Source organism: Sporosarcina sp. P18a (assembly GCF_002743135.1).
In the GTDB taxonomy this organism is placed as follows: domain Bacteria; phylum Bacillota; class Bacilli; order Bacillales_A; family Planococcaceae; genus Sporosarcina.
The window spans coordinates 1-25,589 of the sequence record NZ_PDYQ01000004.1 but is presented as its reverse complement, the minus strand read 5'-3'; the positions used below and the strand labels follow the sequence as shown (position 1 = coordinate 25,589).

General features: G+C 40.3%; 24 protein-coding genes, 1 rRNA gene and 1 other annotated feature. Of the genes, 2 read left to right on the top strand and 23 right to left on the bottom strand.

Translation table 11 applies throughout. From position 1 onward, the window contains the following. Window positions 1-9: 9 nt before the first annotated feature. The 15 genes from CSV75_RS11710 to CSV75_RS11640 all read right to left on the bottom strand — a co-directional run bounded on the left by CSV75_RS11710 (window position 10) and on the right by CSV75_RS11640 (window position 13,524). Window positions 10-786 (bottom strand): enoyl-CoA hydratase/isomerase family protein, encoded by a 777-nt coding sequence (locus CSV75_RS11710; RefSeq protein ID WP_099675972.1) that lies wholly within the window; start codon window positions 784-786, stop codon window positions 10-12. Further along, window positions 783-1,088 (bottom strand): EthD family reductase, encoded by a 306-nt coding sequence (locus CSV75_RS11705; protein WP_099632042.1) that lies wholly within the window; start codon window positions 1,086-1,088, stop codon window positions 783-785. Before CSV75_RS11705 ends, CSV75_RS11710 begins: the two co-directional genes overlap by 4 nt. A 14-nt stretch (window positions 1,089-1,102) precedes the next feature. Beyond that, on the bottom strand, window positions 1,103-1,606 hold the full coding sequence (gene paaD, locus CSV75_RS11700; protein WP_099675971.1) for a 1,2-phenylacetyl-CoA epoxidase subunit PaaD: 504 nt from the start codon (window positions 1,604-1,606) through the stop codon (window positions 1,103-1,105). Between the two features lie 24 nt (window positions 1,607-1,630). Next, complete coding sequence (gene paaC / locus CSV75_RS11695) at window positions 1,631-2,440, bottom strand: 1,2-phenylacetyl-CoA epoxidase subunit PaaC (protein WP_199171355.1); 810 nt, start codon at window positions 2,438-2,440, stop codon at window positions 1,631-1,633. Further along, window positions 2,437-2,784, bottom strand: coding sequence for a 1,2-phenylacetyl-CoA epoxidase subunit PaaB (paaB, locus tag CSV75_RS11690; protein ID WP_099632044.1), 348 nt, complete (start codon window positions 2,782-2,784; stop codon window positions 2,437-2,439). The genes paaC and paaB overlap by 4 nt, the downstream gene beginning before the upstream one ends. A gap of 16 nt (window positions 2,785-2,800) precedes the next feature. Further along, window positions 2,801-3,754, bottom strand: a complete 954-nt coding sequence (gene paaA, locus CSV75_RS11685) for a 1,2-phenylacetyl-CoA epoxidase subunit PaaA (protein ID WP_099675970.1) — start codon at window positions 3,752-3,754, stop codon at window positions 2,801-2,803. Window positions 3,755-3,875: 121 nt separating this feature from the next. Continuing rightward, a complete protein-coding gene (locus CSV75_RS11680) occupies window positions 3,876-4,115 on the bottom strand; it encodes a ferredoxin (RefSeq protein ID WP_099670376.1) in 240 nt (79 codons plus the stop codon). Between the two features lie 36 nt (window positions 4,116-4,151). Then, the gene (locus tag CSV75_RS11675) at window positions 4,152-5,186 is read right to left on the bottom strand and encodes an NAD(P)/FAD-dependent oxidoreductase (RefSeq protein ID WP_099675969.1); all 1,035 of its coding nucleotides are present in this window, start codon (window positions 5,184-5,186) and stop codon (window positions 4,152-4,154) included. A gap of 255 nt (window positions 5,187-5,441) precedes the next feature. Beyond that, the gene (locus CSV75_RS11670; RefSeq protein WP_099675968.1) at window positions 5,442-6,617 is read right to left on the bottom strand and encodes an ABC transporter substrate-binding protein; all 1,176 of its coding nucleotides are present in this window, start codon (window positions 6,615-6,617) and stop codon (window positions 5,442-5,444) included. 17 nt (window positions 6,618-6,634) lie between these two features. Next, window positions 6,635-7,375, bottom strand: a complete 741-nt coding sequence (locus CSV75_RS11665) for an ABC transporter ATP-binding protein (RefSeq protein WP_099675967.1) — start codon at window positions 7,373-7,375, stop codon at window positions 6,635-6,637. Further along, the gene (locus tag CSV75_RS11660) at window positions 7,372-8,151 is read right to left on the bottom strand and encodes an ABC transporter ATP-binding protein (protein WP_099632050.1); all 780 of its coding nucleotides are present in this window, start codon (window positions 8,149-8,151) and stop codon (window positions 7,372-7,374) included. The genes CSV75_RS11665 and CSV75_RS11660 overlap by 4 nt, the downstream gene beginning before the upstream one ends. A gap of 4 nt (window positions 8,152-8,155) precedes the next feature. Then, window positions 8,156-9,193 (bottom strand): branched-chain amino acid ABC transporter permease, encoded by a 1,038-nt coding sequence (locus tag CSV75_RS11655; RefSeq protein ID WP_099675966.1) that lies wholly within the window; start codon window positions 9,191-9,193, stop codon window positions 8,156-8,158. After that, complete coding sequence (locus CSV75_RS11650) at window positions 9,193-10,071, bottom strand: branched-chain amino acid ABC transporter permease (protein WP_099675965.1); 879 nt, start codon at window positions 10,069-10,071, stop codon at window positions 9,193-9,195. Before CSV75_RS11650 ends, CSV75_RS11655 begins: the two co-directional genes overlap by 1 nt. Before the next feature lie 30 nt (window positions 10,072-10,101). Next, on the bottom strand, window positions 10,102-11,430 hold the full coding sequence (locus tag CSV75_RS11645; RefSeq protein WP_099673400.1) for a phenylacetate--CoA ligase family protein: 1,329 nt from the start codon (window positions 11,428-11,430) through the stop codon (window positions 10,102-10,104). 507 nt (window positions 11,431-11,937) lie between these two features. Next, entirely contained in the window at window positions 11,938-13,524 is a 1,587-nt protein-coding gene (locus CSV75_RS11640) for a 2-isopropylmalate synthase (protein WP_099675964.1), read from the bottom strand. Window positions 13,525-13,583: 59 nt separating this feature from the next. Then, window positions 13,584-13,822 (bottom strand) — a binding site (T-box leader). Between the two features lie 293 nt (window positions 13,823-14,115). On the opposite strand from CSV75_RS11640, the gene CSV75_RS11635 reads away from it, so the two are divergent. Beyond that, window positions 14,116-15,495 (top strand): alanine/glycine:cation symporter family protein, encoded by a 1,380-nt coding sequence (locus tag CSV75_RS11635; RefSeq protein WP_099675963.1) that lies wholly within the window; start codon window positions 14,116-14,118, stop codon window positions 15,493-15,495. A gap of 59 nt (window positions 15,496-15,554) precedes the next feature. Here the strand turns inward: CSV75_RS11635 and CSV75_RS11630 are convergent, their stop codons facing one another. Further along, the gene (locus CSV75_RS11630; protein WP_099675962.1) at window positions 15,555-16,442 is read right to left on the bottom strand and encodes a stalk domain-containing protein; all 888 of its coding nucleotides are present in this window, start codon (window positions 16,440-16,442) and stop codon (window positions 15,555-15,557) included. Window positions 16,443-16,664: 222 nt separating this feature from the next. Here CSV75_RS11630 and CSV75_RS11625 point away from each other — a divergent pair, with 222 nt between their 5' ends. Next, a complete protein-coding gene (locus CSV75_RS11625) occupies window positions 16,665-18,803 on the top strand; it encodes a type IA DNA topoisomerase (RefSeq protein ID WP_099675961.1) in 2,139 nt (712 codons plus the stop codon). An 86-nt stretch (window positions 18,804-18,889) separates the two neighbouring features. Here the strand turns inward: CSV75_RS11625 and cls are convergent, their stop codons facing one another. From cls to rrf, 7 genes are all read right to left on the bottom strand, one after another. Continuing rightward, window positions 18,890-20,374, bottom strand: a complete 1,485-nt coding sequence (cls, locus tag CSV75_RS11620; RefSeq protein ID WP_369825380.1) for a cardiolipin synthase — start codon at window positions 20,372-20,374, stop codon at window positions 18,890-18,892. A gap of 573 nt (window positions 20,375-20,947) precedes the next feature. Continuing rightward, window positions 20,948-21,604 (bottom strand): hypothetical protein, encoded by a 657-nt coding sequence (locus CSV75_RS11615; RefSeq protein WP_099675960.1) that lies wholly within the window; start codon window positions 21,602-21,604, stop codon window positions 20,948-20,950. Window positions 21,605-21,752: 148 nt separating this feature from the next. Further along, the gene (locus tag CSV75_RS11610) at window positions 21,753-22,157 is read right to left on the bottom strand and encodes a hypothetical protein (protein WP_099673394.1); all 405 of its coding nucleotides are present in this window, start codon (window positions 22,155-22,157) and stop codon (window positions 21,753-21,755) included. A gap of 74 nt (window positions 22,158-22,231) precedes the next feature. Next, a complete protein-coding gene (locus CSV75_RS11605; protein ID WP_099675959.1) occupies window positions 22,232-23,611 on the bottom strand; it encodes a sensor histidine kinase in 1,380 nt (459 codons plus the stop codon). Beyond that, the gene (locus tag CSV75_RS11600; protein WP_099675958.1) at window positions 23,608-24,279 is read right to left on the bottom strand and encodes a response regulator transcription factor; all 672 of its coding nucleotides are present in this window, start codon (window positions 24,277-24,279) and stop codon (window positions 23,608-23,610) included. Before CSV75_RS11600 ends, CSV75_RS11605 begins: the two co-directional genes overlap by 4 nt. Then, window positions 24,276-25,082 carry a YihY/virulence factor BrkB family protein gene (locus tag CSV75_RS11595; RefSeq protein WP_099675957.1) on the bottom strand — a complete coding sequence of 269 codons (807 nt, stop codon included), beginning with the start codon at window positions 25,080-25,082 and terminating at the stop codon, window positions 24,276-24,278. The genes CSV75_RS11600 and CSV75_RS11595 overlap by 4 nt, the downstream gene beginning before the upstream one ends. A gap of 422 nt (window positions 25,083-25,504) precedes the next feature. Then, window positions 25,505-25,589: ribosomal RNA gene (rrf, locus tag CSV75_RS11590) — 5S ribosomal RNA — on the bottom strand; the annotation flags it as partial.

The window sequence follows — 25,589 nt, the reverse complement described above, 5'->3', positions numbered from 1 at the left end:
GTCGTCTCCTTATCTTCCTTTATATACCGGTTTTCTCTTTTCGACAAAAGCTTGCATTCCTTCTTTTTGATCCTCCGATGAAAACAAGAGATAGAAGTTCTTTCGCTCATACTGCATACCTTCATATAGTGGATAGTCAACCGCCTTGTTAACTGAATCCTTAATCATTCGGATAGCAAGTGGCGGCATGCTAGCGATCTTATTTGCAAACCGTAAAGCTTCTTCGCGCAATAGCTCTGGAGAGACGATTCGATTGATCACTCCGTATTTTTGTAATTCATTAGCTTTGATTCGCTCACCTGTCCACAGCCACTCTATCGCTTTCGCACGTCCAACTAACTTAGTTAAGCGTTGCGTCCCGCCAGCTCCTGGCATAACACCTAACGTCACTTCAGGGAATGCAAACTCTGTGCCATCAGCGGCTAATAGGACATCGCAGCAAAGGGCAAGTTCAAAACCTCCACCAAAAACAAATCCATGAACTGCACCGATGATGGGCTTTTTGATAAGAGGAATCTGATCCCAGTCAGCAAACTGATTCAACAATTCAAGACTCATTGAATCTGCCTCGGCCATCTCCTCTATATCAGCACCAGCAGAGAAAGCTTTTCCTTTGCCAACTAGCAAAATTACACGTACTTCCTCATTTTGATCAAACGCTTGCAGCGCCTCTAGAATTTCACCTACCATATAACGATTTAAAGAGTTCAATTGCTTAGGTCTGTTCAATTCAATGATGCCGATTTGTTGATCAACCGATGTTTCTATGAATTTGAAGGCTGTCATTCGCTGTCTTCACCAATCATCAAAGTAACTAGCTTACCTGCAAAGCCCATCAAGTCTTTTCCAGAAGCTTTTCCTTCATCAGAGCTCAAACCTGCTTTTAATGATGCAGCATCATCGTAAATCATTTCACACATCAAGTAATACGGTGGTTCTCCACCCATTGGGTTACCAGTGAATTTCGTTACTTTCATTTCACGCAAGCCAGGAATCTTCGCTGTGAGTGGTGAATGAACATTGAAGTAATGCTCGTCAAATTCCTCTTTGTTTTCAGGGTGTTTGTAAAGTGCGATTAATTTAGCCATTTAAAATCCTCCAATTACATTATTGTTGATACAGGTTTCATTGCTTCGAACGGCGTTTTACAACTCTTGCAATATAAAATACTTCTACAAGCAGTTGGTCCAAATATATTTTCCATCGTGACGTAGGTTGAATTACAATACGGGCAATCTACGTGCCACGATCCATCCTCTTCCAGATGACGCGGTGGAGCAGCGATTCCAAACTCTTTCAATCCTTTTTTTCCATTTTCCGTCACACGATCAGATGTCCAAGGAGGACTGAAAATAAATTCTACTTCAACGTTTTTGGCAAAAGATAGCCCCATCACAGCATTCTTAGTATTCGTTCGGATGATTTCAAGTGCCGGGCAACCTAAAAACGTAGGCAATAACGTTACCTTGATCTGTTCGGTTTCAACTTCCACTTTCTCCACCATTCCAAGATCCACTATACTGACTGTATCAATTTCAGGGTCCTTGACGCTTTCAAGCACCTTCCATACCTCCAAGTTTTGTGAGTTTTTTATAAGAGCTACCATTTCCAAAACACCTCTTTCTATCTATTACCAGTTAGTGGCTGTATCGAGTCTGTACACTTCAGAAAGTGTATCGATTGCCGCTTGCAACTCATCTGTGTGTTGTCCATTACGTCCATTCAACTTAGGTTCAGGAATTATCGGTAAATCCAATTCCAATTTTTCAAATGTTGGACGTAATGCTTCAAGCCAAGCATTTTGTATTTTTTCTTCTGAATCTATCAAGTCAAAGCGTTCAATCAGTTCTTTTTGTTCTCCATAAGAGAATAGATCTCCCATGTCTGCAACAACCAATTCAATTGCACTCATCATTTTAGTTTTCGCTTCTTCTGTGGAGCTTAGTAATTGTTTGAACCATAACTTCCAATGCATCACATGATAATAGAGTTCCATACTGACTTTTACAGCAATCTCTTGGAGTGGTTCATATGAGCTTTCTTTGAGTGAATTGATCTTCGCTCGTTTCGCTTGTGTATAGAAGTAACTTCTAACTACTGTATAAGCCCAATCATATTGTGGTGTGTCCATATAATAGCCGTCACCATTAATACGTTCAGTCAAAACGCTATTTTTTCGCTCTAGTGCAGGACGTAAGTGAGCTAGATCATCCGCTTTACCTAATCCTAAGTCCTCTAGCAACTTATAATACATAGCTGCATGACCCATGGAATCTTGTGTGATAGAAGATGATGCAACATCCTCTTCTATATGCGGAGCTAGACCCAACCATTCAGAGCCACGATATGAAAACAGGAAATCATCATCTGCTAACTGAAATAAAAGCGTTTCTACTGCTTTTTTCTCTTCCGTACTCATCATTTTTTCAACATTACTCATTTTTCTTTACCTCCTGCCCAAGATAGGATTTCCTTCTCATCGAGCATTTCTTGTTCGTATTTACGCCATTTTTTACGTAAGTAACCATAACCTTTTGTAGTACGGTAATCTTTGTTATCTAAACGACTCAAAGAAAGACGTTCTTCTTCATCCATACTTCGGATATTTTTTTTATTTACGACCCATATATCAACGACCGGCTCACGACGCATAAAGTTTTCTTGTGCCATCATAAGTGCCATATCTTCATTTGGTGCTAGTAAATCGAATTGGTGCTGGAATGACGCAGCATGGGTGCGCTTACTAAATACTTCAAACTCTTGATAAAATGTTTTCTCTGACATATTCTCTTCCGCTCCTTTATTCAACAATTGCACTTAACGCTTCACGTACCCACGCATTGTTCTCATATGATGAACGGCGAAGATTAAGACGCGCTTGTGATTTTGGTCCATTATTTTTAATAATTTCTTTGAACTCTGACCAGTCGGGTTGCTGATAAACCCAATGTTTCTTCTCCTGATCGAAATGCAATGTATCATCCGGGATTGTTAAACTGAGCGATAGAATTCTCGGGATGTATTTGTCCAAGAAGCTCTGGCGTAATTCTTCATTTGTGTTCTTACGAATACGATATTTAATAGTAGCTTCTTGCTTTGATGCACCTGTCGTAGCTTTACTTGGAGGTCCAAAAAACATAAGCAGTGCTGGCCACCAGCGGTTAAGCGCGTCTTGCACCATTGCTTTCTGTTCTTCTGTTCCTTCAGCAAGTGCCATGATAATCGACTCTCCGTGCTGCGCATGGAATACTTCTTCTGCACAAATACGTTGTAAGGCCTTTGCATACGGCCCATAAGATGCATCTAGCATATTCGTTTGTGTAATGATTGCAGCCCCATCTACTAACCAACCTATCAATCCTGCATCTGCCCAAGTCTTTGTTTCCATATGAAATACATTATGAAACTTCAGATCCTCATTGAATAGATCCTGCATGATATCACCGCGAGTTTTACCATATGGCTTCATTAAATCTTCTGCTACGCGTAATAATAGTTGTCCGTGACCCATTTCATCTTGTACTTTCGCCATAATTCCAAGTTTGCGGTATAGTGAAGGCGCTTTAGGTACCCACTCTTTCTCAGGGAGCGCTCCCATAATTTCACTGATTCCGTGCATGGAAATGAGTTTAATTAACGTTTGACGATACTCTTCGGGCATCCAATCATCTGCCTGGATCTTATCGCCACTTTCTATACGTTCCATGAAATACTCCATCTTTTCATCTGCGGTCATCGCTGTCATCATTACCATTTATCTAATTCCTCCTTTAGATTTTGAAAAGTTAATACCACAAGATACGTATTTAAGCGATAAAATATAACAAACTTAACGTCTTTTCATAAATTTTGTTATACTTGGTCTCAAAAAAATACTAGACCTCTTCCAAAACGATTGGATGTTCTGATACTTTAATGGAGTCAGTTGGGCAGCCCTCAACCGCATCATCCAAATCATCCAATAAATCCTCATCGACTTCTGCTGAACCTTCATTATTATCTAGATGTACGAATGCAAAACCTTCATCATTATATTCAAAAATGTCAGGTGCACTTGCTCCGCAAGCACCGCACGCTATGCAAGTTGATTGATCAACAATAGTATGTGTAGCCATAAAAGGTGTCCTCCTTTATTCTAATTAGTCAAATGTTCAAGAGTTGACCGGGACTTTTTTCTGATCTTGCTTTTCCTTTTTCTCCATTAATGTCGTACTATGTGTTGCTTGAACTTTAGCCGTTGGATCAATGTAGACCTTGGCATTACTAACAGCCGTAGGTGCTTCTCCAAACCCGCTAGCTATAAGTTTAACTTTTCCTGGATACGTACAAATGTCGCCTACAGCATAAATACCTTCAATGTTCGTTTCCATTTTCGAATTAACGACAATGCTGTTCTTTTCTATTTCTAGTTCCCAATCCTTGATAGGACCAAGTGAAGACACGAAACCATAGTTGACTATCACTTCGTCAATTGCGATTTCCTCTACCTCGTCTGACTTCATTTTACTTAGAACGATTTTTTCAATATGTTCTTCACCAATAAATAATGATGGAATATATGGTGTTTTAACTTCTACTTTGGAATTCATTAAGTTCTCAACACTAGCTTCATGTGCGCGGAATTTATCGCGGCGGTGAACGAGTGTTACCTTGTTGGCAATCGGCTCAAGCATTAGAGACCAATCTACCGCAGAATCTCCACCGCCAAAAACCTGAACATTCTTTCCTGCGAAGTATTGTAAATCTTTAATAAAGTAATGTAAGTTTTTACCCTCGTATTGTTCAGCGTTTTCAATTTCAATCTTTCTAGGTTGAAATGCACCATTTCCTGCAGTAATAATAATTGCCTTAGAATAATGTGTTTCTTTATTCGTTTGGATTTTGAAGTTCCCGTCTTCTTGCTTAGTCACTTCACGTACCTCTTGTTCAAGTGTGATAGTTGGTTCAAACTGAGACATCTGCTCAACTAGATTGTCAATAAGTTTTTGTCCAGTGATTTTTGGGAAACCTGCAATATCGTAAATATACTTCTCTGGATACAAAGCTGTTAGTTGACCGCCAAGTTGCGGAAGACTCTCAATCAAATTTACCGACATTTGACGCATACCTGCATAAAAGGATGTAAACAAACCCACAGGGCCGCCACCAATTATTGTTATATCATAAACTTTCTGTTCATTACTCATATGCTGGCTTCTCCTCTCTATCGAAAGAAAATCGATCCTTTCAAGTATAACGTATAAAATACGTTGTTCGCTTTTCTTGTTATACTTAGTATCTTAAATCAATGTGTAAGCGTTGTCAAGAATATATTCAGAATAATTTATTTTCATTTCGAGATTCCAGAGCATTGCGTCACGGACGTATTTTACTTAGTAGATATGTAGTTGTTTAAAAACTCTTCATACAAAAAGCACTGCTAAGACGCAGTGCTTTTTACATCATTCAATATATGTCCATTTTCCATCCTTCACAGTCGCCATTACAAAGCTCTCCGGTCCAAGCCCATTATGATCTTCAGCTGTGTAATTATAAACTCCTGTCGTACCAATCCAGTCTTTAATATTCTCTTCTAAATAATCTCGAATTGCTTCACGATCAGTAGCACCATTCTTCAATGCTTCCACTGTCAACATCACATTGTCATAGCCATAAGAACCAAAGTTAGTCGGTTCACTGCCGTACTTTTCTGTATACTCATTGTAGAACTCTGATAATACACTGTGCTGTATATCATCTTTAGGAATCTGGTCTGGGAATAATAGCTTTCCAGTTGGAATTACTACACCTTCTGCAGCCTCTCCCGCTAAAGAGATAAAGTTTTGATTTGCAATGCCATGACTTCCAAATACCGGTAAACTAATTCCTAGATCATGCGCATTCTTTGCGATGACGGCAGGTCCGGGATTCGTTCCCCAGACGACGATTGCTTCTGCTTTTGCACTATTAATCTTCGTCACTTGCGTACTCATATCAGGATCTTGTGTATTATAGCTTTCTTTTGCTACGATTTTAATATCATATTCATCTGCTAAAGCTTCCAATTGCTCTAAGCCACTTGAGCCAAACGCATTAGAATCACTAATCGTACCAATTTTCTTAATTCCTTGTTCTTTTAAATACATATAAACCCGTTCAACTGCTTGTCTATCCGATTGCGGTGTTTTAAATACCCATTCTGCATCTTCAACAGGTTCAACGACATGCGCACTTGCTGCAGCCGAGATCATAGTAACTTTTTGTTGCAAGGCGATTCCTTTCATAGCAAGGCTTTCACCACTACCTGAAGACCCGAGTAACGCTAATACTTTTTCGTCGTTCACTAATCGATTAGCTTCTTGTGTTGCTTTTTCCTGGCTGGATTCATCATCCGCCAAGATGATCTTTAGCGGAATGCCATTAATTCCACCATCTGCATTGATTTTCTCTTCTAGTAGTTTTGCTGCATTCCATTCAGGTTCGCCTAACGGACTGTTTGGACCCGTTTTTGAATAAATTGCACCGATCTTATACTCTGTCGGTTCTCCATTTTCAGAATTCGCGTCTGTGTCGCTACATGCGGCTAGCACCAATGAAATTATGCCTGCTAGAAATAGCATAGTTAATTTTTTGAACATCTTCTCATCCCCCATCATTAATGTACTGTGTGGCCTAAATAAGCTTCTTTTACTTCCGGATCATTCAATAATTCACTTGAACTGCCGCTCTTAATGATTTCACCATGAGAAATGACATACCCCCGATCAGCAACTTTAAGGGATGCATGTAAATTTTGTTCTATTAATAAAATCGTTGTTCCAAACTGCTTACGTAAATTACCGACTAGTTCTAATACGTCCTTCGCTATAAGTGGAGCTAGTCCTAATGTAGGTTCGTCTAATAACAATAAGTCAGGCTCTGCCATCATACCTCTTGCAATCGCAAGCATTTGTTGCTGACCGCCAGACATCGTTCCACCCATTTGATCTTTTCGGTCACTCAATATTGGGAATAATTCGAAAACTCTTTTGATGTTTTCTTCTATTGCCTGCTTGTTAGTAGTTTTACGATGATGGTAAGCACCTAAATATAAATTATCCAACACAGTCATTGTAGAAAAAATTTGACGATGTTCAGGTACATGAATTAGGTGTTTCTCAACAATCTTTTCTGCTTCCATTCCTGTAATATCCGTACCTTGATAAATAATTTGGCCGCTTGTCGGTCGAAGTAGTCCAGACATGGTTTGTAGAAGAGTTGTCTTACCCGCTCCATTTGCACCTAGCAAAGCGACAATTTCTCCTTGTTTAACAGACAGTGATACGCCATTCAATGCTTGAATCGGTCCATAGCTTACAGAACAGTCGAGTACCTCAAGTAGCTTTTGTTCACTCATACGACTTCCTCCTCGATCTCAGCACCTAAGTAAGCCGCAATTACCGCTTCATTCGCTTGAATTTCTTTTGGGGCTCCTTCTGCAATCTTCATACCCTGATCCAAAACAACGAGTTTATCGCAAATGCTCATGACTAGATCCATATCATGCTCAACGACTAGAATGGTTACTCCAGAGTCTCTTACTCTTTTAATCAACTCACTCATTTCAGACGTCTCACTATGATTTAATCCTGCTGCAATTTCATCCAACAGAAGAAGTTTAGGTTCTGTAGCGTAAGCACGGGCAAATTCTAATAGTCGCAATTTACCTAATGACAAACTGGATGCCTTTTGATCGTATAGTAGTTCTAGATTGAAGAAACGTAAGATATCCATTGCCTCTTCATACACTTTGCGCTCATTTTTTGCAATGCCAAGTAACATGGAAGCAACTCCTGAAAGATTTTGCTTCGTTCTCATATGCTGGCCTACCATGACATTCTCAATCACTGTCATATTTTTAAACACTTGTAAGTTTTGGAAGGTCCGTGATATGCCTAATGGAGCTACTTTATATGAAGGGAGGAGATCAATCCTCTTCCCGCAAAACAAAATATTTCCTTCGGTCGGTGGAAAAATAGAAGATATCATATTGAACATTGTGCTTTTTCCTGCTCCGTTCGGTCCTATTAGCCCAACAATTTGCCCTTCATCGACAGAGAAGCTGACATCGCTATTTGCTACAACTCCGCCAAATCTTTTTGTAATTGATTCTACTTGCAACAATGTCATCATCCTCTCATTCTGAAACACTTCGTTCTATCGGTGTGACTGGTACAGATGATTTTTTTTCTACTCTTTTTATGGATGTATTTTTAAACCAGTCTATTACTGTTGGAAACAGACCTTTTGGCATAAAGATAACGACTAATATTAAGATTAATCCATAAATCACGTGTTCCGAATCACTAGTGATAAACGAGAATTGCTCACCAAGTGTATGAACGGTAATGCCGATCATACGAATTAGTAAAGCCCCTATTAATGCCCCCCATACACTTCCACTTCCTCCGAGAACGACCATTGCTAAGAAAAGAATGGATGCATCAAATGTAAAGGCAGAAGGAGATATACTGTAACTCATGTGGGCAAACAACCAGCCGGCAAGCCCCGCAAATGCAGCGCTCAATATAAACACCTGCATTTTATACCTGCCCGTATTAACCCCCATCGAGCTGGAGGCTATTTCTGAGTCGTGTATAGAACGGAGTGCACGTCCAACCCGAGAATGAACAATGTTCAGTGAAAGAATTAAAACTATTAAAACAAAAAACCATACTAGAAAGTAATATGGAACTCCTTGGTTGATTGTCATGCCAAACAATGACAGCTGGGGGATCCCATAAAATCCTGATGCTCCCATTGTAATTCCTTTGCCTTCAACCAGAAGACCATGAACGATTATACCAAGAGCCAATGTTGCCATAGCTAAGTAATATCCACTTAAACGTGACATCGTATATCCCATGAAAAAAGCTAGAAGAGCGGGAACGAGTAAAGCTATAGGCAAGCTAAGCCAAGGACTCCATCCCCACGTAGCTGTCAGAATCGACGTGGTATATGCTCCCACTCCATAAAATGCTGCCTGTCCTAAAGATATTTGTCCGGCATAACCCATTAACAAGCCTAAACCGATGGCTATAATAGCGTATATACCTGCAAATGTCGCCTGTGTAATAAAAAATGATTGAGTAACTACTAATGGAAATACGAGGATGGCAGCAATGAATACAACTACGCCCCACCACTTCGTCTGCTGTACGCCTTGTAACTTCATTACAACCCTCCTTTCCCAATAGTTTTTTCACCCAAAATACCATTGGGTCTAATGATCAATATAAGCAAAAATATTGAAAATGTAATAATATCTTTCATTCCTGAACTAACATAGCCTGCACCCATGGATTCAAATAGTCCAATTAGCAAACCACCAATGACAGCTCCGGGGGCACTACCTAGTCCCCCTAGAATTGCTGCTGAAAATCCTTTAATGCCTAACATAGCACCCATATCATATGCCGGGAAAATAATTGGCGCGATCGCAAGGCCCGCAATAGCTCCAAGAGAAGCGCTTAAAACAAAGGAAAAGGAAGACATTCTTTTTGGACTTATTCCCATTAATCTTGCAGCCATCGGGTTTACAGAGGATGCTTGGAATGCTTTGCCTAGCATTGTTTTGTCGATAAACATATACATAAGACCGACAACTAACAGCATAATCAAAACGACCCAAATGGATTGGGGGGTAATGGAAGCGCCTCCAATTGTAACAGGGGTATTCTCCATGAAAGGTGCTACTGTATGTTGATCTTTTCCCCATACCATACTACTGATTCCACGGATGAAGATCGAAGTTCCAATAGTCAAAATGATTAAGCTGATCGCGTCAGCACCTTTGGCTCTACGTATCAAAAGGAACTCCATTAGCCACCCGATGAATGTCACAAAGAGTATCGTGGCAATAAAGGAAAACCAATATGGCACGCCTACTGATACGAGTGAAAACATGGTCAATCCACCAAGCATGACGAATTCACCTTGAGCCAAGTTGATAACTTTCGTCACACTATAAATAGTAACAAAACCGAGGGCGACAATTGCATAAATACTTCCAATCGTAATTCCCGTTAATGTGAACTGTAAAAAATCTTGCACTCACTTCACGCCCTTATCCAGTTGTTATTGTCATACGCTTACAGGTGAATTTTCACGCTTATCTACAACACGTGTCGCTTTTCCTTCAGATCTTGGAAGTGCTTTCGGTTCATTACACACAACATCCACTGAAATTAAACACGAATTCTTCAACTTATGTTGGATCTTCCGCTTCATACTCGTGATGGATTCATGAAGTAGGTCACAGCCAACTTGTTCATATAGAGAAATCTCAATCTCAATATGTAATTCAATTGCATCCATAACGCCTTTGCGAACTAATTGAATTTGATAAACAGGTGACAATCCTTCTATTTGAAGTAATTCCCGTTCAATCTCGGAAGGGAAAACATTTACTCCTCGAACAATGATCATGTCGTCTGTTCGTCCTTTAACACGTGACATACGAGTCGTTGTTCTTCCACATTTACATTTCTCATGAGTAATTGATGCAATATCTCCCGTACGGTAACGGATAACTGGAAGCGCTTCCTTTTGCAAACTAGTAAATACTAATTCTCCTAATTCTCCATCGGCAACGGGTTCAAGTGTATCGGGATTAATTACTTCAACAAAGAAATGATCATCTGCAATATGTAATCCATCCTGCGCTTCATGACATTCAGACGCAACACCAGGTCCCATAATTTCGCTTAATCCATAGATATCTACAGCTTTTATTCCTAGTTTCTGTTCTAACTTTTGACGCACGCTTTCAGACCAAGCCTCTGCTCCAAATATGCCGTAAGCAAGATTTGTCTCACGTGGATCCATTCCTTGTTCTTCCATCTTCTCAATGATACTCAAGACGTAAGACGGGGTACCACATATTCCACGTGGCTTAAGATCATTGATGATTGTGATTTGACGTTCTGTATTTCCTCCAGAAATCGGTATTGTAGCTACACCTAATTCATCGGCACCTTGATGAAGACCAAGTCCTCCTGTAAACAATCCATACCCATACGCATTATGAAAAACATCAGATTTTCTACCGCCAGCAGCAACGATAGCACGTGCCACTAAAATTCCCCAGTTCTTAAGATCACGCTCTGAGTAGCCGACAATAGTTGGCTTTCCACTTGTTCCAGATGAACCATGGATTCTTGCAACATCATCCACAGGAATAGCAAATAGTCCATATGGATACTGATCACGGAAATCTTTTTTCTTGGTGAAAGGTAGCTTTTTAATATCCTCCAACGATTGAATGTCTTCAGGCTTAATTTGCAATTCATCAAATTTCTGTCTATAAAACCCTACATTCTTATATACGTTTTCCACTGTCTTTTTTAATCCTTTGAGCTGAAGTTCTCGCTTTTCAGAAATGGGTGCGCTTTCAATTTCTGGGTTATACATAGATAAATCCTCCCTTTTCTCTCATATTACTTTATACGAATATAACGCGTATTGAACGGCGTCACCTTTATTCGTTATATATAGCAATACATTAATACATATTTTTCATTAAGTCAACACTAATTTCAGAATATTCTATTCAGGCGCCCTTCACTAGGTAGTAATTTAGCAAACAAAAGAATAAATATGTAAAGGTATTTACACGTAACTCCTATTTCTTAAAATTAATATATTTATTGATAACGATAAATAGTTAACCGTGTTGATTGTGTTATAGTAATTGATTTTTTATTAAAAGTAGTGTATTTACTATTTGTTATAAAAAAAGACTAGAGTCTATGAATATAATACCGTAAATCAAATTTACTTGGTTAGATTAATTTAATGAACTATATTTAATTATTTCATATTATTCACAAGGTTAAGGACTCTTCTTTGGTTTACTTCAAATTTACACATAAGAAAAGGCAACTATTCAGAAACGAACAGCTGCCTCTTTATTTTAAATTAAATATTCACGGCTAACTTATGTGCAGAAGTTCCTTTTATTTTCGCTACGATTACACTATTGATTGCATTGATGTACGCCAGTGCACTTGCTTTCAAAATATCAGTGTCTGCTGCCTTCGCGATATAATTTTCTCCTTCATGTGCAATAGTAATTTTCACTTTTCCTAATGCATCTTTCCCTCGAGAAACACTGCTAATGTCATAGCCAATCAATTTAACTTGTATCTTTGTAATTTCTGCAATTGCTGAATACAGCGCATCGATTGGACCCGTGCCAACAGCACTCGACTGGAAGATTTCTTCCCCTTTACGAATTTTGACGCTGGCTGAAGGGAAGCTAGAATTGCTGACGACTTGTAAGTCTTCAAATTCAAAGAAATGACCGCTGTAATTCGTCACGTTCTCCTTATCATGCTTTTCATAATAGTTTTCCACAATTATATATAAATCATGGTCATATACTTCCTTTTTCATATCCGCCAATGTTAGGAATCCTTCAAAAACCCCTTCAAACTCCTCTGGCTTCATATGAGTAAAGCCTAGCTTTTCAAGAGCGTTTTTCACAGCATGTCGTCCTGACCGTGCTGTCAAAATCAATTCCATATCATCTAATCCAACGTCTTCCGGATGAACAATTTCATAGGCATCACGGGATTTCAATAAGCCATCTTGATGTATACCCGACGAATGCGCAAAAGCATTATCACCTGTAATTGCCTTGTTTACCTGCACATCCAATCCCATGAAGCTAGATACAAGACGAGAAGTATTCATAATTTCCTTTGTGTTGATTTGCGTACGCACATTATAAATTGAGCTTCTTGTTTTCAATGCCATGACTACTTCTTCAAGAGCAGCATTTCCTGCTCGTTCTCCGATTCCATTCATTGTACACTCTACTTTATCCGCACCATTCTTGACCGCTGCTAAGGTGTTTGCCGTCGCCATTCCTAGGTCATTATGACAGTGAACACTTAATAAGACATCCGGATTCAAGTTTTTCATGCGGTCATTTAATTTATAAATCATCGCACCGAATTCTTCAGGCTCTGCAAAGCCCACTGTGTCAGGCACATTGATCATTGTCGCACCCGCATTCATAACAGACTCGATTGTATGCCATAAATACTCGAATTCCGAGCGTGATGCATCTTCCGTTGAATACTGAACTTGAGGCATTAAGGTTTTTGCATATTTCACCGCATCTATGCCTAGTTGAAGGATCTGGTCCTTTGATTTGTTGAACTTTTTCTCCACGTGAATATCTGAAGTGCCTAGCACCATATGAATCATCGGGTTTTCTGCATACTTAACTGCATGATAAACCGAATCGATGTCAGCCTGAACCGCGCGCGCCAATGCTGTGACCATGATGTCATCCGTGTTGCCTATCCGCTGCGCAACAGCTTTCACCGCTTCAAAATCACCCTGGGATGAAGCAGGAAAACCAGCTTCGATAATGTCGACGCCAAGCTTCTTTAATTGCTGTGCAATCTCCACTTTTTCATAAAGATTTAGTTTAGCGCCTGGTACCTGTTCTCCATCACGTAATGTTGTATCAAAAACCCAAATTTTTCTGCTCATCCCTTTGCACTCCTTTTTTTAAAAAAATAAAAACAAAAAACCCCATCTCTATATTGAAATATAGAGACGAGGTTATACTCGCGGTACCACTCTAATTGATTCACCATACTTGGCAAATCCACTTATCGACAGCAATTACTGTCTATCCCGTTAACGGAGGAAACCGACTTCCCTTACTGTAGAACTTTCAGGGAGTGACTCATGGATGAGTTCAAAATGTACGTCTGCTGATTTCCACCAACCATCAGCTCTCTGCATAGACATAAACATTTTTACTAGTTCCATTCTTAGTCTGCAATGTAATATTGAACGTAATACTACATGGTCTTTAGCCGTCTGTCAACAGATTTCAAACAATTCCATATATTTCGCACAGTAGTATACGGCAAAATGGCTTATCGTATCTCTTTCAAATGTACGTTTCATCGTGTATCTATCAACGATGACTCAAGTACTAAAAATGAGCACATTTCTAATTTCATTTGACATTTCTTCCATACATTCACTAGTATAGTAGACAACTAATTCGTAAACCGAAACAAAACAACTAGATGTTTGAATAGTATCAAACTACAAAAGGAGTCGTTGCCAATGAATACGTTTACGAAATGGGTAGAAATCGTCTCGGATTTTTTATGGGGATTACCCATCATCATTTTACTTCTGGGAGGCGGATTGTTTCTCACAATTCGTCTGAAATTCTTCCAGTTCCGTTATATGCCTCACATTTTTCGTCAAACCTTCGGAAGGATTATGTCTAAAGGTTCTGGGGACGGTACGCTAACCCCTTTTCAAGCAACAACCTCTGCACTTGCCTCTACGATGGGAGCAGCAAATATCGTCGGAGTTCCTGTAGCCATCGCGCTAGGTGGACCTGGCGCGATCTTCTGGATGTGGATTGTGGCACTGATCGGAATCGGTACGAAATATTCCGAAGTCGTGCTCGGTATCAAATATCGTGAAAAGAATGCTGCCGGTGATTATGTCGGTGGTCCGATGTATTACATAAAAAAGGGACTTGGCTGGAAAAAGGTTGCGTATATCTTTGCATTCGCCCTCATGTTAGAAGTTATGGCGAGTACTATGGTGCAATCTAACTCCATCGCTACGACCCTTGAAGGTTCATTTGGTTTATCTCCAATCGTAACAGGTATTCTCGTCGCGTTACTGGTTGCACTCATTTCATTTGGAGGAATTAAAGCGATTGGGCGTGTAACAGAACGTCTAATTCCATCCATGGTCGTGGTCTATATTTTAACAGCACTCATTATTATCGGAGCTCATGTCGATGCAGTGCCCGCAGCATTTGGCTTGATTTTCACACATGCATTTCAACCGATATCAGCGGCAGGCGGCTTCGCAGGGGCCGGTGTCGCAGCGGCTATTCGATGGGGACTCGCCCGCGGATTATATTCCAATGAAGCCGGTATCGGTACAGCACCGATTGCACACGCAGCTGCAGTGAATAGTCATCCTGCCAAACAAGGTTTCTGGGGCGTCTTTGAAGTCGTCGTGGATACATTGATCGTTTGTACTATGACTGCGCTCGTCATACTAACTACAGGCGTTTGGAAAGTCATTGACGCAGACAACGCGGCGAACATGGTGACAGAAGCGTATAGTACAATATTTGGTGCTTCCCTAGGCGGAATTATTATATCCATTGTATTATTCTTGTTCGTGATTACAACGATTGTAGTCATTATTTATTACGGAGAAAAGCAAGCGGAGTTCTTATTCGGATCCAACTTCTCCATCGTAATACGCGTGGCATATATCGCGGCAATCATCATCGGAGCACTTGGTGGATTGCAGTTCGTCTGGAAGTTCCTTGATCTATTACTCGCAATCGTAGTAATTCCTAACGTGATTGCGGTCCTATTCTTAAGTGGACAAGTACGGGACATTACGAACGATTACTTTACAAACCTCTATCCGAAAGAAAAGAAACAAGTGAAAAAGAAGTCTTGATGTAAATGGCAAACAAGGCAGATGTCCACGGATGCCTGCCTGGTTTTTATATAGTTTCATTACTTCATCATTTCTTCAATTAACCCTACCGGTACATAGGTTTTCCTTGGTTCCAGTAGCTCCGGTGCCGCTTCGAACTTCATCAATGATTTATTGTAGTCATATTCCTTTTGTCCGCGAGTAATCGTATAAGATGGAGCACCTTTTGATACAATCGCACCGACACCAGTTGAATCCACTACATAGCCTAGTTTCTCGGCAAGCAAACGAAGCGGTACCATCTTCACACCGTCAACCATATAATGATCATCTTCTATGATCTGTTCTACAGTAGCATCTTCATCTACTGGATTTCCGTCTAGTACAACTACTTTCTCTGGCATTGTCTGAGCTGGTATACTTCGCGTTGTTTCTTTGTAGAATACTAGCAAGTCTTTATTCTTCAAGTCATCAGCTTTCACTTTATTACCTGAAGCGCTGGAAATGTCTGTACCGTCATCTATATTCAACTGTAGCTTCAAGTACGAATCCACCAATTCGTCATCAAATATTCCAACTACTGCGGTGTTCTTTTTATCTGTTTCCACAATGACAGCATCCGGAGTGTACTGTGGTGGGTAAATCATAATCCTTGGTTTATCCGCACGGGTATAAGCAGACACTTTGTCACCTTTCTTCAATTCTATCTTTTTTCCGGTATTATCGAATAGCAGTGTTTCTTCTGTAATGGCCAATACGGGCGATTCTTCTTCTCCTTTAATCGTGTAAAGTGTTAACTCATCGTACTTTTCTATGCCTTCGATTGTTCCTTCTACTTTAATAAAAGCTTTTTCATCAGATGTCACTTCAGCCTTCACTTCATCACTCGCACTAACCGCTTGAGGTACTGCTACGCCGCCAATAAGCAAAGCTAATATCGCAAAGGTTACAATTTTATTCATTTTCATGATAGTTCCGCTCCTCACTATGGGTTCTATACAATAGTTCGTATGAGACGGTAAAAGGTTACAGGTAAATACATCTTTTTAGATTTTATATTGAGCTTCTACCTGTTTCGTTTATCTAAAAAACTCTCTTTTCCACTACATGCCTAATAGCCACTCACCCCAAAATATGAGATAATACGACTAACAGAACGAACGTACTACGAACGAAATGGAGGCGATTGCATGAAACCGGTCATCCTAGCTGAAAAACCTAGCCAAGCAAAGGCCTATGCAGATGCATTCACTACACGTAAACACGACGGCTATACTGAAATTCAACCGTGCGACATATTCCCTCAAGGAGCCTTCATCACATGGGGCGTCGGGCATCTCGTGGAATTAAAAGAGCCGCATACATACAATCCTGCCTGGAAACGCTGGTCACTCGGCAGTTTACCAATTTTACCGGAACGCTACGAATTTCAAGTTGCGCCAGGAAAGTACAAGCAATTTCAGGTCGTTAAAAAGCTTATTCGCGCAACCGATCACGTCATCAACGCATGTGACGTGGATCGCGAAGGTTCAAATATATTTTATTCCATCTACTATATGACGGGTGCTCGCAACCAGAAGATTGAGCGACTATGGATTAATTCGCTGGAATCGGATGAAGTACGTAAAGGCTTCGAGAACCTACGGGATAATCGACAAGATCTACAACTGTATGAAGAAGCCAAGGCGCGACAAATAAGTGACTGGCTTGTAGGGATGAATGGTTCTCGGCTCTATACACTTCTGTTGAAAGCCAAAGGAGTTCAAGAAGTATTCCCTATCGGTCGTGTTCAATCACCTACCGTTTATTTGATTTATCAACGTCAGCACGAAATCGAGACGTTCGTATCGGAACCTTTTTTCGAAGCGGAAGCCATTTTTACTGCAGAGCACGGTACGTATAAAGGAAAGGCAAAACTTAAGGAGCCTAAGCGTGAATTAATTGCGGAAGCACTCAACAGCCGCAAAATTACAAAACGAACGCCTGGGATTATTAGTGAGCTGACCCATACAGATAAACGTACGCCACCGCCACAGTTGCATTCACTTTCAACATTACAAGCAACTGCCAACAGACGATGGAAGGCAAGCCCTGCGACTGTATTGAAAACAATGCAGACTTTATACGAAAAGAAGCTTGTATCGTATCCGCGGACCGATACACGTCATATCACGCCAAGTGAATTCAACTACTTAATAGCGGCTGTGAAAGACTATCAAAAACTAATTGAGCATCCATTTGAAATCGTTTCACACACACCGAAAAAACGATATGTTGACAGCTCAAAAGTACAGGAACACTATGCCATCATCCCGACAAAAAAGCTACCGACTCCTGCAGCACTGACAAAGTTGTCACCGCTTGAGCGCAATCTTTATGAAGAAGTCATTCGAACGACATTAGCTATGTTCCATCGGGATTACTTATATACAGAAACGAAAGTAACGACCGACGTCAACGGTCTGCCATTCTTCACAACGGGCAAAACAGAACGCGACAAAGGCTGGAAAGAACTTTTTGCTGTACCAAAGAAGGCAACGGATTCCGAGGAGTCGGCTTTACCACCACTTGAAAAAGAGGAACGTGTGCAAAGTGAAATTGGCATTAAAGAAGGTGCGACACAGCCACCAAAACCTTATACAGAAGGCCAGTTGATCGCTATGATGAAAACGTGCGGGAAGTTGGTGGAAGATCAAAGCGAAACGGATATTCTAAAGGAGATTGAAGGGCTCGGTACTGAAGCTACACGAAGCGGTATTATTGAGACGATAAAAAAACACGGGTATATTTCCGTGACAAAAAATATAGTATCGATCACTGACAAAGGCCGTGTGCTCTGTCAGACCATCGAAGGTAGTCTGCTTGCCAGCCCTTCCATGACAGCGAAATGGGAAACATACTTGAAGAAAATAGGTACTGGTGAAGGGACAGGTCAACATTTTCTAAGCAGTGTATCGAAATTTATTCAAAAACTGATTGAAGACGTACCTGTCCAACTGGAGAAACAAACGATTGATATTGTGCTGCCTCCTCGGTCTCCTTCAGGCAAGGGCTCGTACACACGAACTGAAGTCGCACCTTGTCCAAGATGCGGCAAAGGCAATATTATTGAACACCCTAAATTCTACGGCTGTAGTAATTATAAAAATGGTTGCAAGCAAACCTTCCCAGGACTCTTCCTGAAAAAGAAACTCACTGTGCCTCAAGTGAAATTATTATGTACTAAAGGGCAAACAAATGTCATCAAAGGCTTCACGTCCGCTGACGGGAAAAAGTTTGATGCTTCATTGGAGTTAAAAGATGGGAAACTGAACTTGGTCTTTATGTAAATCATATACTGACATGATAAAGAAGCAGCACAAAGCTGCTTCTATTTTATTATATTCTCATTACGTATATTATATTTCTAACGGCTTTAGAGTACGGGAGACAACAACCGTGAAATCGATTGCTTAAACTTAATCAGTAAGGATCGCTCTTCATAACGTTCCCTCGTCAACTTAGAACTACGTTCCGAGTCTTGACGGAACAGCTCAGTCAGGTGCGCTGCTACTTTGTCATCATAGACAATCGCAGTCACTTCAAAGTTCAATCGGAAACTACGTGAATCAATATTCATAGTACCTACTACCGCCACTTCTTCATCAACTACAATCGTTTTCGCATGCAAGAAACCATTCTCATATAATAATATCTTTGCTCCATAATCAAGCAAATCACCGACATACGACCAAGTAGCCCAGTAGACAAACGGGTGATCAGGCTTACATGGAATCATTATCTGTACATCGATGCCTGACAGCAACGCAATTTTGCAGGCATCCATAAAGCTTGTATCTGGAATAAAGTACGGTGTCTGAATGTAAACACTTTTTTTAGCAGACAATAATAACTTGATATACATATTCTTCAGATGTTCGGTTTCGGAATTCGGCCCACTTGAGACAATTTGCACTGGACTTGTGCCTATATGTTTTTCGGTTTGAAATAAGTAATCTCCCCAATCCCCCGGTTCCTTTTTACTGGCCTGATGCCAATCTAAAATGAATTTCGCTTGAATATGGTTGACCGCACCGCCTCTAATCCTGAAGTGCGTATCGCGCCAATAACCAAACTTCCTATCAAGTCCTAGATACTCGTCTCCGACATTGAAACCACCTATATACGCGATTTCTCCGTCAATGATACAAAGCTTCCGGTGGTTTCTATTATTGACCCGAAAGTTTACCAGACGAAACAGTGATGGAAAGAATACCTCCACCCCACCTCCTGCTGCACGTAATTCATTATAGAATCTGGGGGGAGTTTTCTTGGAGCCTACTTCATCATACAAGAGTCTGACCTTAACTCCCTCTTTCGCCTTTTGAATTAATAGATCACGCAGCTTGGTTCCGAGAGAATCAGACTGAATAATATAATACTGGACATTGACCTCTTTTGTAGCCGAGCGAATATCCTTAAACAATGCAGCAAACTTTTTATGTCCATCGTCAAAGATTTCAATATGATTATCTTTAGAAAGTAATGCATGAGATGACTTCAGATTCATATGGATTAATTCTGTATATTTTCTTAGTAAGGTGTTGTTTTCAAGTATAGCTAAGTTTTCTGGCAATAATTGTTTATCAACTTCCGTTTTCTCAGCCTTTCTTTCTGCAATGGAAAGATTATAGAAATTTTTCTGTTTTAAACTGCGTCCAAAGAATAGATAAATAAAGAAACCGACGATGGGAATGAATACTAGAACCATAATCCACGCCCATGTATTTCCTACATCTCTTCTTTCGATAAACAAAACCCATGATAATAGCAAGATATTGAGTATCGTAACAATAGATAAGAGCAGCGTAAGGACATGACCAAATTGTATACCAATCAACATCCCTTCCATTCCTATCATTTTTTGCGCTCCATTTCATTAGAAAGTAGTCTTTAATATAGCATACAGCCCGAATTCTCACCGTCATTTCTATGAATTTCATCGAGAAGAGAATTCAACATGCAATCAGAACACTTTCAAAAATGAAAAATGATAAAAGTTAAAGGTCTATTCATTTTTTTCATACATATTATAAAGAATCTTGCCCTTGTTGCATGTTGATCAAAGTAAAGGGAATACTCACGGATCAATTGTCGTCCGGTTATTCTAACCTGTTAGTGTGTGATAATATATGAAAAAAGAAGGTAATCTATACAGTTTTCGTTTTATTTCTCTTTAAAGTTACGAATACTCGGAACTATCATTGAAGTATTATCAGTTTCCACCCCTGACTACCAAGCCGGTTTTCCGTATCGCTTGAGTATAGAAGGGTGTAGTACTTGAATAAAATAATATGGATAGTAATTATCTCAAATAAATTTCCCGAGAAATAATATAGCAATAGCCAATGTTTTTCAATTGATATTAGACATGATAAAGGTATAAGAAAATAAACTGAATCCTTCTTTATAGAATGACATTATTATTGAATTTCTATGCGGAATCTTCTGTACCGCTAAAAAATTCTTCTTTCAATCGTTTTCCATATGCATGTCCACTTTCACCACGCTGCCTCGGAAACTCTTGCATCACGATAGGTAATACCCTTTCCCATAGAACATTCATCACATAGATGTCTCGATCAAACTGATAGTCCAGTTCATTTAATGTTAATTGTAGCGATTTCGCGTACTTTCTTTTTTCCGCATCCCAAATCGTTGAAACATTTTCTTTAATGTATGCATCAATTTCATCTTCTGTCACTGTAATCCCATAAGCTTCTTCCGCGATTGCCAAAGCATCTTGATAGTGATCCGTTTGCTTCTCTGCGATCCCCCTTAGAAATGGAGAAGAGTGCTCTTGTCCAGTTAAATTGTTTTTCACGCGTAAACGGAACTCCGTCTTATTTGTTGAAAATGATTGGTCTAGCTGGCTAGTATGGATGCCGGATTGAATAGACGCCAGCTCTCCTTTTATTTCAGGCATATCTTTTAGCACTTTTTCTACAGATTGATTCATCTGAGCATAATCTATTCCTATCGTTTCAATCTTCTGTTGTTCTGAACTCGCCGTTTGTTTAATTAACAACGTCCCAGCGATTAAGACAGTAAAACAAATCATTATGAGGTGAAACCGATTGCGAGCAGTCATAGTCTTTCGCTCCTTCATCTGTTAGGTCGCTCAATTATGTCACAGGAGTAATAAAATATTTGTTGAAACAACTGATTATTTTTAAAAACATTTCTATATAATTCGACAAGAAAACCAAGAACCCGGCGCTAACCGGATTCCTGGTTTTTTATTGACGTGTAGCAGTTGTTTTCTCGATCATAAAGGTTACAACTACGAATAAAGCAAAACTTACTAATAATACAGTGCCACCAACGATGTATAATATAAGTGCGAATACTTCATTAACATTGAAGGGTTGCATGAACTGCAACCACATACCCGCTGTTAAACCAATTGCACCGATGATCCCTGTCCAGCCTTGCAATGTTAGTAGCTTTCTAGCACGGACTCGGTAAATCTTGTAAAACACACCCCATGAAAACACTGACAACCAACCAACAAGTAAAATATGCGCGTGAATCGGACGGAATGCGTATGAACCCGCCCCCGCCATATGAGAACCGAGTACTGTTCCAATCAAACCAAAAATCGCCGCAATACGAATCAATCGTAAACTCCACTTTTCTTGCATGTTATATTTCCTCCTGTCATTCTTTTACTACATTTATCTTAACACTCCAAGATGAACGGAAGATGAACGGACTGTTACAGTGTAGGTAAATACACGATAAATGTTGTACCCAAACCTAACTCACTGATTACTTCTATTCGGCCGTCATGAAGTCGCACTACTTGTTCAACTATAGATAATCCCAAGCCTGTTCCTTCTACTTCACGCGTTCTCGAGTGATCCGCACGATAGAAACGATCAAATATTCGGTTCTTTGTTTCAGATGACATGCCGATTCCTGTGTCTTCAATAGAGAAACAGATTTCATTTGCCTTCTCAGTCAGTCGGATATCAATTGTTTCTCCATCCGGTGAATACTTCAATGCATTCGACAATAAATTCTCCCATACTTTCTCAAGAAAGGCAGGATCACCTTTATACGTGACCTCTTCAGTTTCGAGCATGACGGAAATCTCTTTTTCTTGCAATAACCACTGGAACTTCCGAACTGTTTCCTTTACTTGCTGATCAACACGGAATACTCTTTTCTGCAGTGGTGAGACTAGTTGATCGAGTGACGTCAGCAATAATAACTGCTTTGTCAAAGTTGAAAGTCTTTCTGTTTCTGATTGAATAATTCCTGCATAATGTATGCGTTCATTGGCTGGCAGCTCTTCGTCCGATAATAAGTCTGCATAGCCTTTAATATTCAATAGGGGTGACTGAAAATCATGTGACACATCACTTACAAATGCTTTTCGAATCTGGTCGTTGTCACTCAAACGATCAACCATTTGTTGAAAACTTTTTGCCAGTTGCCCAATTTCGTCACGTCGTTCAATCGACAGCTCGCTCGTAAACTGCTCCTCACCGACCTTCTTCGTCGCCCTTGTCAACACGATAATTGGTGCAATCAACTTACGAGCCACAACTAGCATCGTGAGAATACTAATAATCGCCATGACAATGACCATGCCGCCAAGTAAATAGTGAATTTCCGTAAAAAGCATTTTAATATCCGGTCGCAAAAATAGTGCATACGTCTGGCCTTTGTACATAAAAGGTACACCTACTGTATTAGCGGACTCATTGGAGAAATAACCCGTTACAAATGTCTCTGCCTTCTGCTCCCGCATTCCATGGTAGACTTCACCACTAAAGACCTTCTGAATCGCTTGATCTTCAAGATTATCATCGCGAAACGCTTCTCCATAGACAGCCGAGTTGCCGTTGGGCGGTTTGACTAGCAATTTATAACCCACTCCAGCCAGCATATCGAAGTATGCCGGCAAATCTATACCATCATTCGCTTCAATGAACAATGCAATCTCCTCGGCAACTTTAACATTCTTCGCATCGTTCTCACCCTTTAAGTATCGATGATAGTATGTATTGACGGCCAGAAATGCTACAATCGCACTCGCCAGCATAGTACCAACCGTTATAACAAGAAACTTCCCATACAGCGACTTCATTCCGAAACCTCAAGCTTATAACCAACACCACGTATCGTTACAATTTTCACTTGATTCGTAAGCTTCTCGAGCTTATCGCGTAAACGCTTGATGTGCACACTCAACGTCTGCTCATCCCCCTCATAATCAAAGCCCCAAACACGCTCTACTAACACTTCCCGTGTAAACACCTGACTATGACGAGAAGCCAGTACCGACAACAATTCAAACTCCTTCAATGGAAGTAGCAATGACTTCGAACCAAGCACCACTTCATAACTCTGTCGATTGATCACCAAAGGACCGACCTGAATCATCCGATCCACTGCTTTGTCATACCGTCGTAAAATGGCATGGATCCGAAATAATAACTCTTTCGGCTCAAACGGCTTCACAAGATAATCATCCGATCCGGCCAAAAAGCCACGCTCCTTATCTTCCATCTCACCTTTAGCCGTCAGCAACAAAACTGGAATTTCCGTATCCTCACGGAGTCTCTTCGTTAGCGTATAGCCGTCCATGCCCGGCATCATCACATCTACCACCGCTAAGTCTGGCCATTCCTTATCTACCACCTCAAGCGCTTCAAGTCCATTCATCGCCTTCACAACGGTATACCCTGCCTGTCGTAAATGAATACTGACTAACTCCAAAATATGTATATCGTCATCTACTACTAAGATCTTCATTTAGACCGTCCCTTTCTTTTACACTCTGCATTCAACAACCCTGAAAGAATAATAATCACTGCCGTTAAATAAAACCATAACACGAGCATGATAATTCCGGCTAATTGTCCATATAGCCTTGAATAATCCACCCGTGATACATACTCACCGAATAATAAGGACACGAACTGCCAGCCAAATGCTGAAAGTAATGCACCCGGCAACGCTTCTTTCCATCTCATCTTTCCGGTCGGCATAAGTTGATAAAATAACAAGAAGAACAAAAGTAAAAAGAATGTACCTAGCCCCCATTTTATATTAGGCCAAATGTACAACCAACCTTCCCATGCGTCTAGTACATCATAATATGCGATAACGGTATGCATGAGATTTTCAATCAACGGTAAAAATAGCGACATGGGTACGATTAGCATGAAAAGAATTGTTACGCCAAGATTCCGGATTATACTCATCCATAGCGGCTGCTGAGGAAGCCTCCGATTCGCAATGTCCAATGAACGGGCAAATGATTGTACCGCGACCGATGTCGTCCATAATGCAGCTAGCACACTGAGTGCAAGCAATTTACCATGACTTTTATAGAGTACGGACTGGACGCTTTGCTCGATCAGTTGAAAAGATTCATCTGGCACAAATGGACGTAATAACGCTAAAATACTAGCCTCTTCCACAGGCAGGAATTGCACAATAGACAGCACTACAAGCAAAAAGGGTAATACTGAAAGCAATAAGTAATAAGCATTCTGCGCCGCTTGATCAAAAAAGCGTTCTTTAAAGAAGCGTTTAATTATCGTCATGATCATAGAATCCCCTCCTCTGCTATCGTACGTGTCTTACTATCAATATACCCCAACAAGCTATAGACTATTAGGTTAAATGAAATGTTTATATTGAAATTTATTGTTTATTAGAAGAAATAGTGAAAAGGATGAGCGCGTGGATAGTAATTGGTTGATGTGACTTTGCCTGGGACTAATATGGCCGCTAGTCGTGACTTATTGTGCGGATAAGCAGTGCAATAGAGCACCTCGCGTGCTTTATTGGGCGGTTAGGCAGTGCGAAAGAGCGCTTGATATGCTTCGTTGAGCAGATAAGCGAGACGATAGAGCGCTTGCTCTGATTAATTGAGCGACTGACAAAGATCCATGACCACCCAAATTCGGTCTTAGTTCATTTACATAATTAAACACAAAAAAGCCACTCCCCAAAGGGAATGGCTTCGCATGCCTAGCAACGTCCTACTCTCACAGGGGGAAACCCCCAACTACCATCGGCGCTGAAGAGCTTAACTTCCGTGTTCGGTATGGGAA

What these genes read in the sequence shown, in the direction of transcription:
- CSV75_RS11710 (WP_099675972.1), bottom strand. Translation starts at nt 786, where the DNA reads ATGACAGCCTTCAAATTCATAGAAACATCGGTTGATCAACAAATCGGC.
- CSV75_RS11630 (WP_099675962.1), bottom strand. Translation starts at nt 16,442, where the DNA reads ATGAAAATGAATAAAATTGTAACCTTTGCGATATTAGCTTTGCTTATT.
- CSV75_RS11640 (WP_099675964.1), bottom strand. Translation starts at nt 13,524, where the DNA reads ATGAGCAGAAAAATTTGGGTTTTTGATACAACATTACGTGATGGAGAA.
- CSV75_RS11670 (WP_099675968.1), bottom strand. Translation starts at nt 6,617, where the DNA reads ATGTTCAAAAAATTAACTATGCTATTTCTAGCAGGCATAATTTCATTG.
- CSV75_RS11660 (WP_099632050.1), bottom strand. Translation starts at nt 8,151, where the DNA reads ATGATGACATTGTTGCAAGTAGAATCAATTACAAAAAGATTTGGCGGA.
- CSV75_RS11675 (WP_099675969.1), bottom strand. Translation starts at nt 5,186, where the DNA reads ATGAGTAATGAACAGAAAGTTTATGATATAACAATAATTGGTGGCGGC.
- CSV75_RS11605 (WP_099675959.1), bottom strand. Translation starts at nt 23,611, where the DNA reads ATGAAGTCGCTGTATGGGAAGTTTCTTGTTATAACGGTTGGTACTATG.
- CSV75_RS11625 (WP_099675961.1), top strand. Translation starts at nt 16,665, where the DNA reads ATGAAACCGGTCATCCTAGCTGAAAAACCTAGCCAAGCAAAGGCCTAT.
- CSV75_RS11665 (WP_099675967.1), bottom strand. Translation starts at nt 7,375, where the DNA reads ATGAGTGAACAAAAGCTACTTGAGGTACTCGACTGTTCTGTAAGCTAT.
- paaD (WP_099675971.1), bottom strand. Translation starts at nt 1,606, where the DNA reads ATGGTAGCTCTTATAAAAAACTCACAAAACTTGGAGGTATGGAAGGTG.
- CSV75_RS11635 (WP_099675963.1), top strand. Translation starts at nt 14,116, where the DNA reads ATGAATACGTTTACGAAATGGGTAGAAATCGTCTCGGATTTTTTATGG.
- CSV75_RS11610 (WP_099673394.1), bottom strand. Translation starts at nt 22,157, where the DNA reads ATGCAAGAAAAGTGGAGTTTACGATTGATTCGTATTGCGGCGATTTTT.
- CSV75_RS11655 (WP_099675966.1), bottom strand. Translation starts at nt 9,193, where the DNA reads ATGAAGTTACAAGGCGTACAGCAGACGAAGTGGTGGGGCGTAGTTGTA.
- CSV75_RS11680 (WP_099670376.1), bottom strand. Translation starts at nt 4,115, where the DNA reads ATGGCTACACATACTATTGTTGATCAATCAACTTGCATAGCGTGCGGT.
- CSV75_RS11645 (WP_099673400.1), bottom strand. Translation starts at nt 11,430, where the DNA reads ATGTATAACCCAGAAATTGAAAGCGCACCCATTTCTGAAAAGCGAGAA.
- paaC (WP_199171355.1), bottom strand. Translation starts at nt 2,440, where the DNA reads ATGAGTAATGTTGAAAAAATGATGAGTACGGAAGAGAAAAAAGCAGTA.
- cls (WP_369825380.1), bottom strand. Translation starts at nt 20,374, where the DNA reads ATGATAGGAATGGAAGGGATGTTGATTGGTATACAATTTGGTCATGTC.
- paaA (WP_099675970.1), bottom strand. Translation starts at nt 3,754, where the DNA reads ATGGTAATGATGACAGCGATGACCGCAGATGAAAAGATGGAGTATTTC.
- CSV75_RS11600 (WP_099675958.1), bottom strand. Translation starts at nt 24,279, where the DNA reads ATGAAGATCTTAGTAGTAGATGACGATATACATATTTTGGAGTTAGTC.
- CSV75_RS11615 (WP_099675960.1), bottom strand. Translation starts at nt 21,604, where the DNA reads ATGACTGCTCGCAATCGGTTTCACCTCATAATGATTTGTTTTACTGTC.
- CSV75_RS11705 (WP_099632042.1), bottom strand. Translation starts at nt 1,088, where the DNA reads ATGGCTAAATTAATCGCACTTTACAAACACCCTGAAAACAAAGAGGAA.
- CSV75_RS11595 (WP_099675957.1), bottom strand. Translation starts at nt 25,082, where the DNA reads ATGATCATGACGATAATTAAACGCTTCTTTAAAGAACGCTTTTTTGAT.
- paaB (WP_099632044.1), bottom strand. Translation starts at nt 2,784, where the DNA reads ATGTCAGAGAAAACATTTTATCAAGAGTTTGAAGTATTTAGTAAGCGC.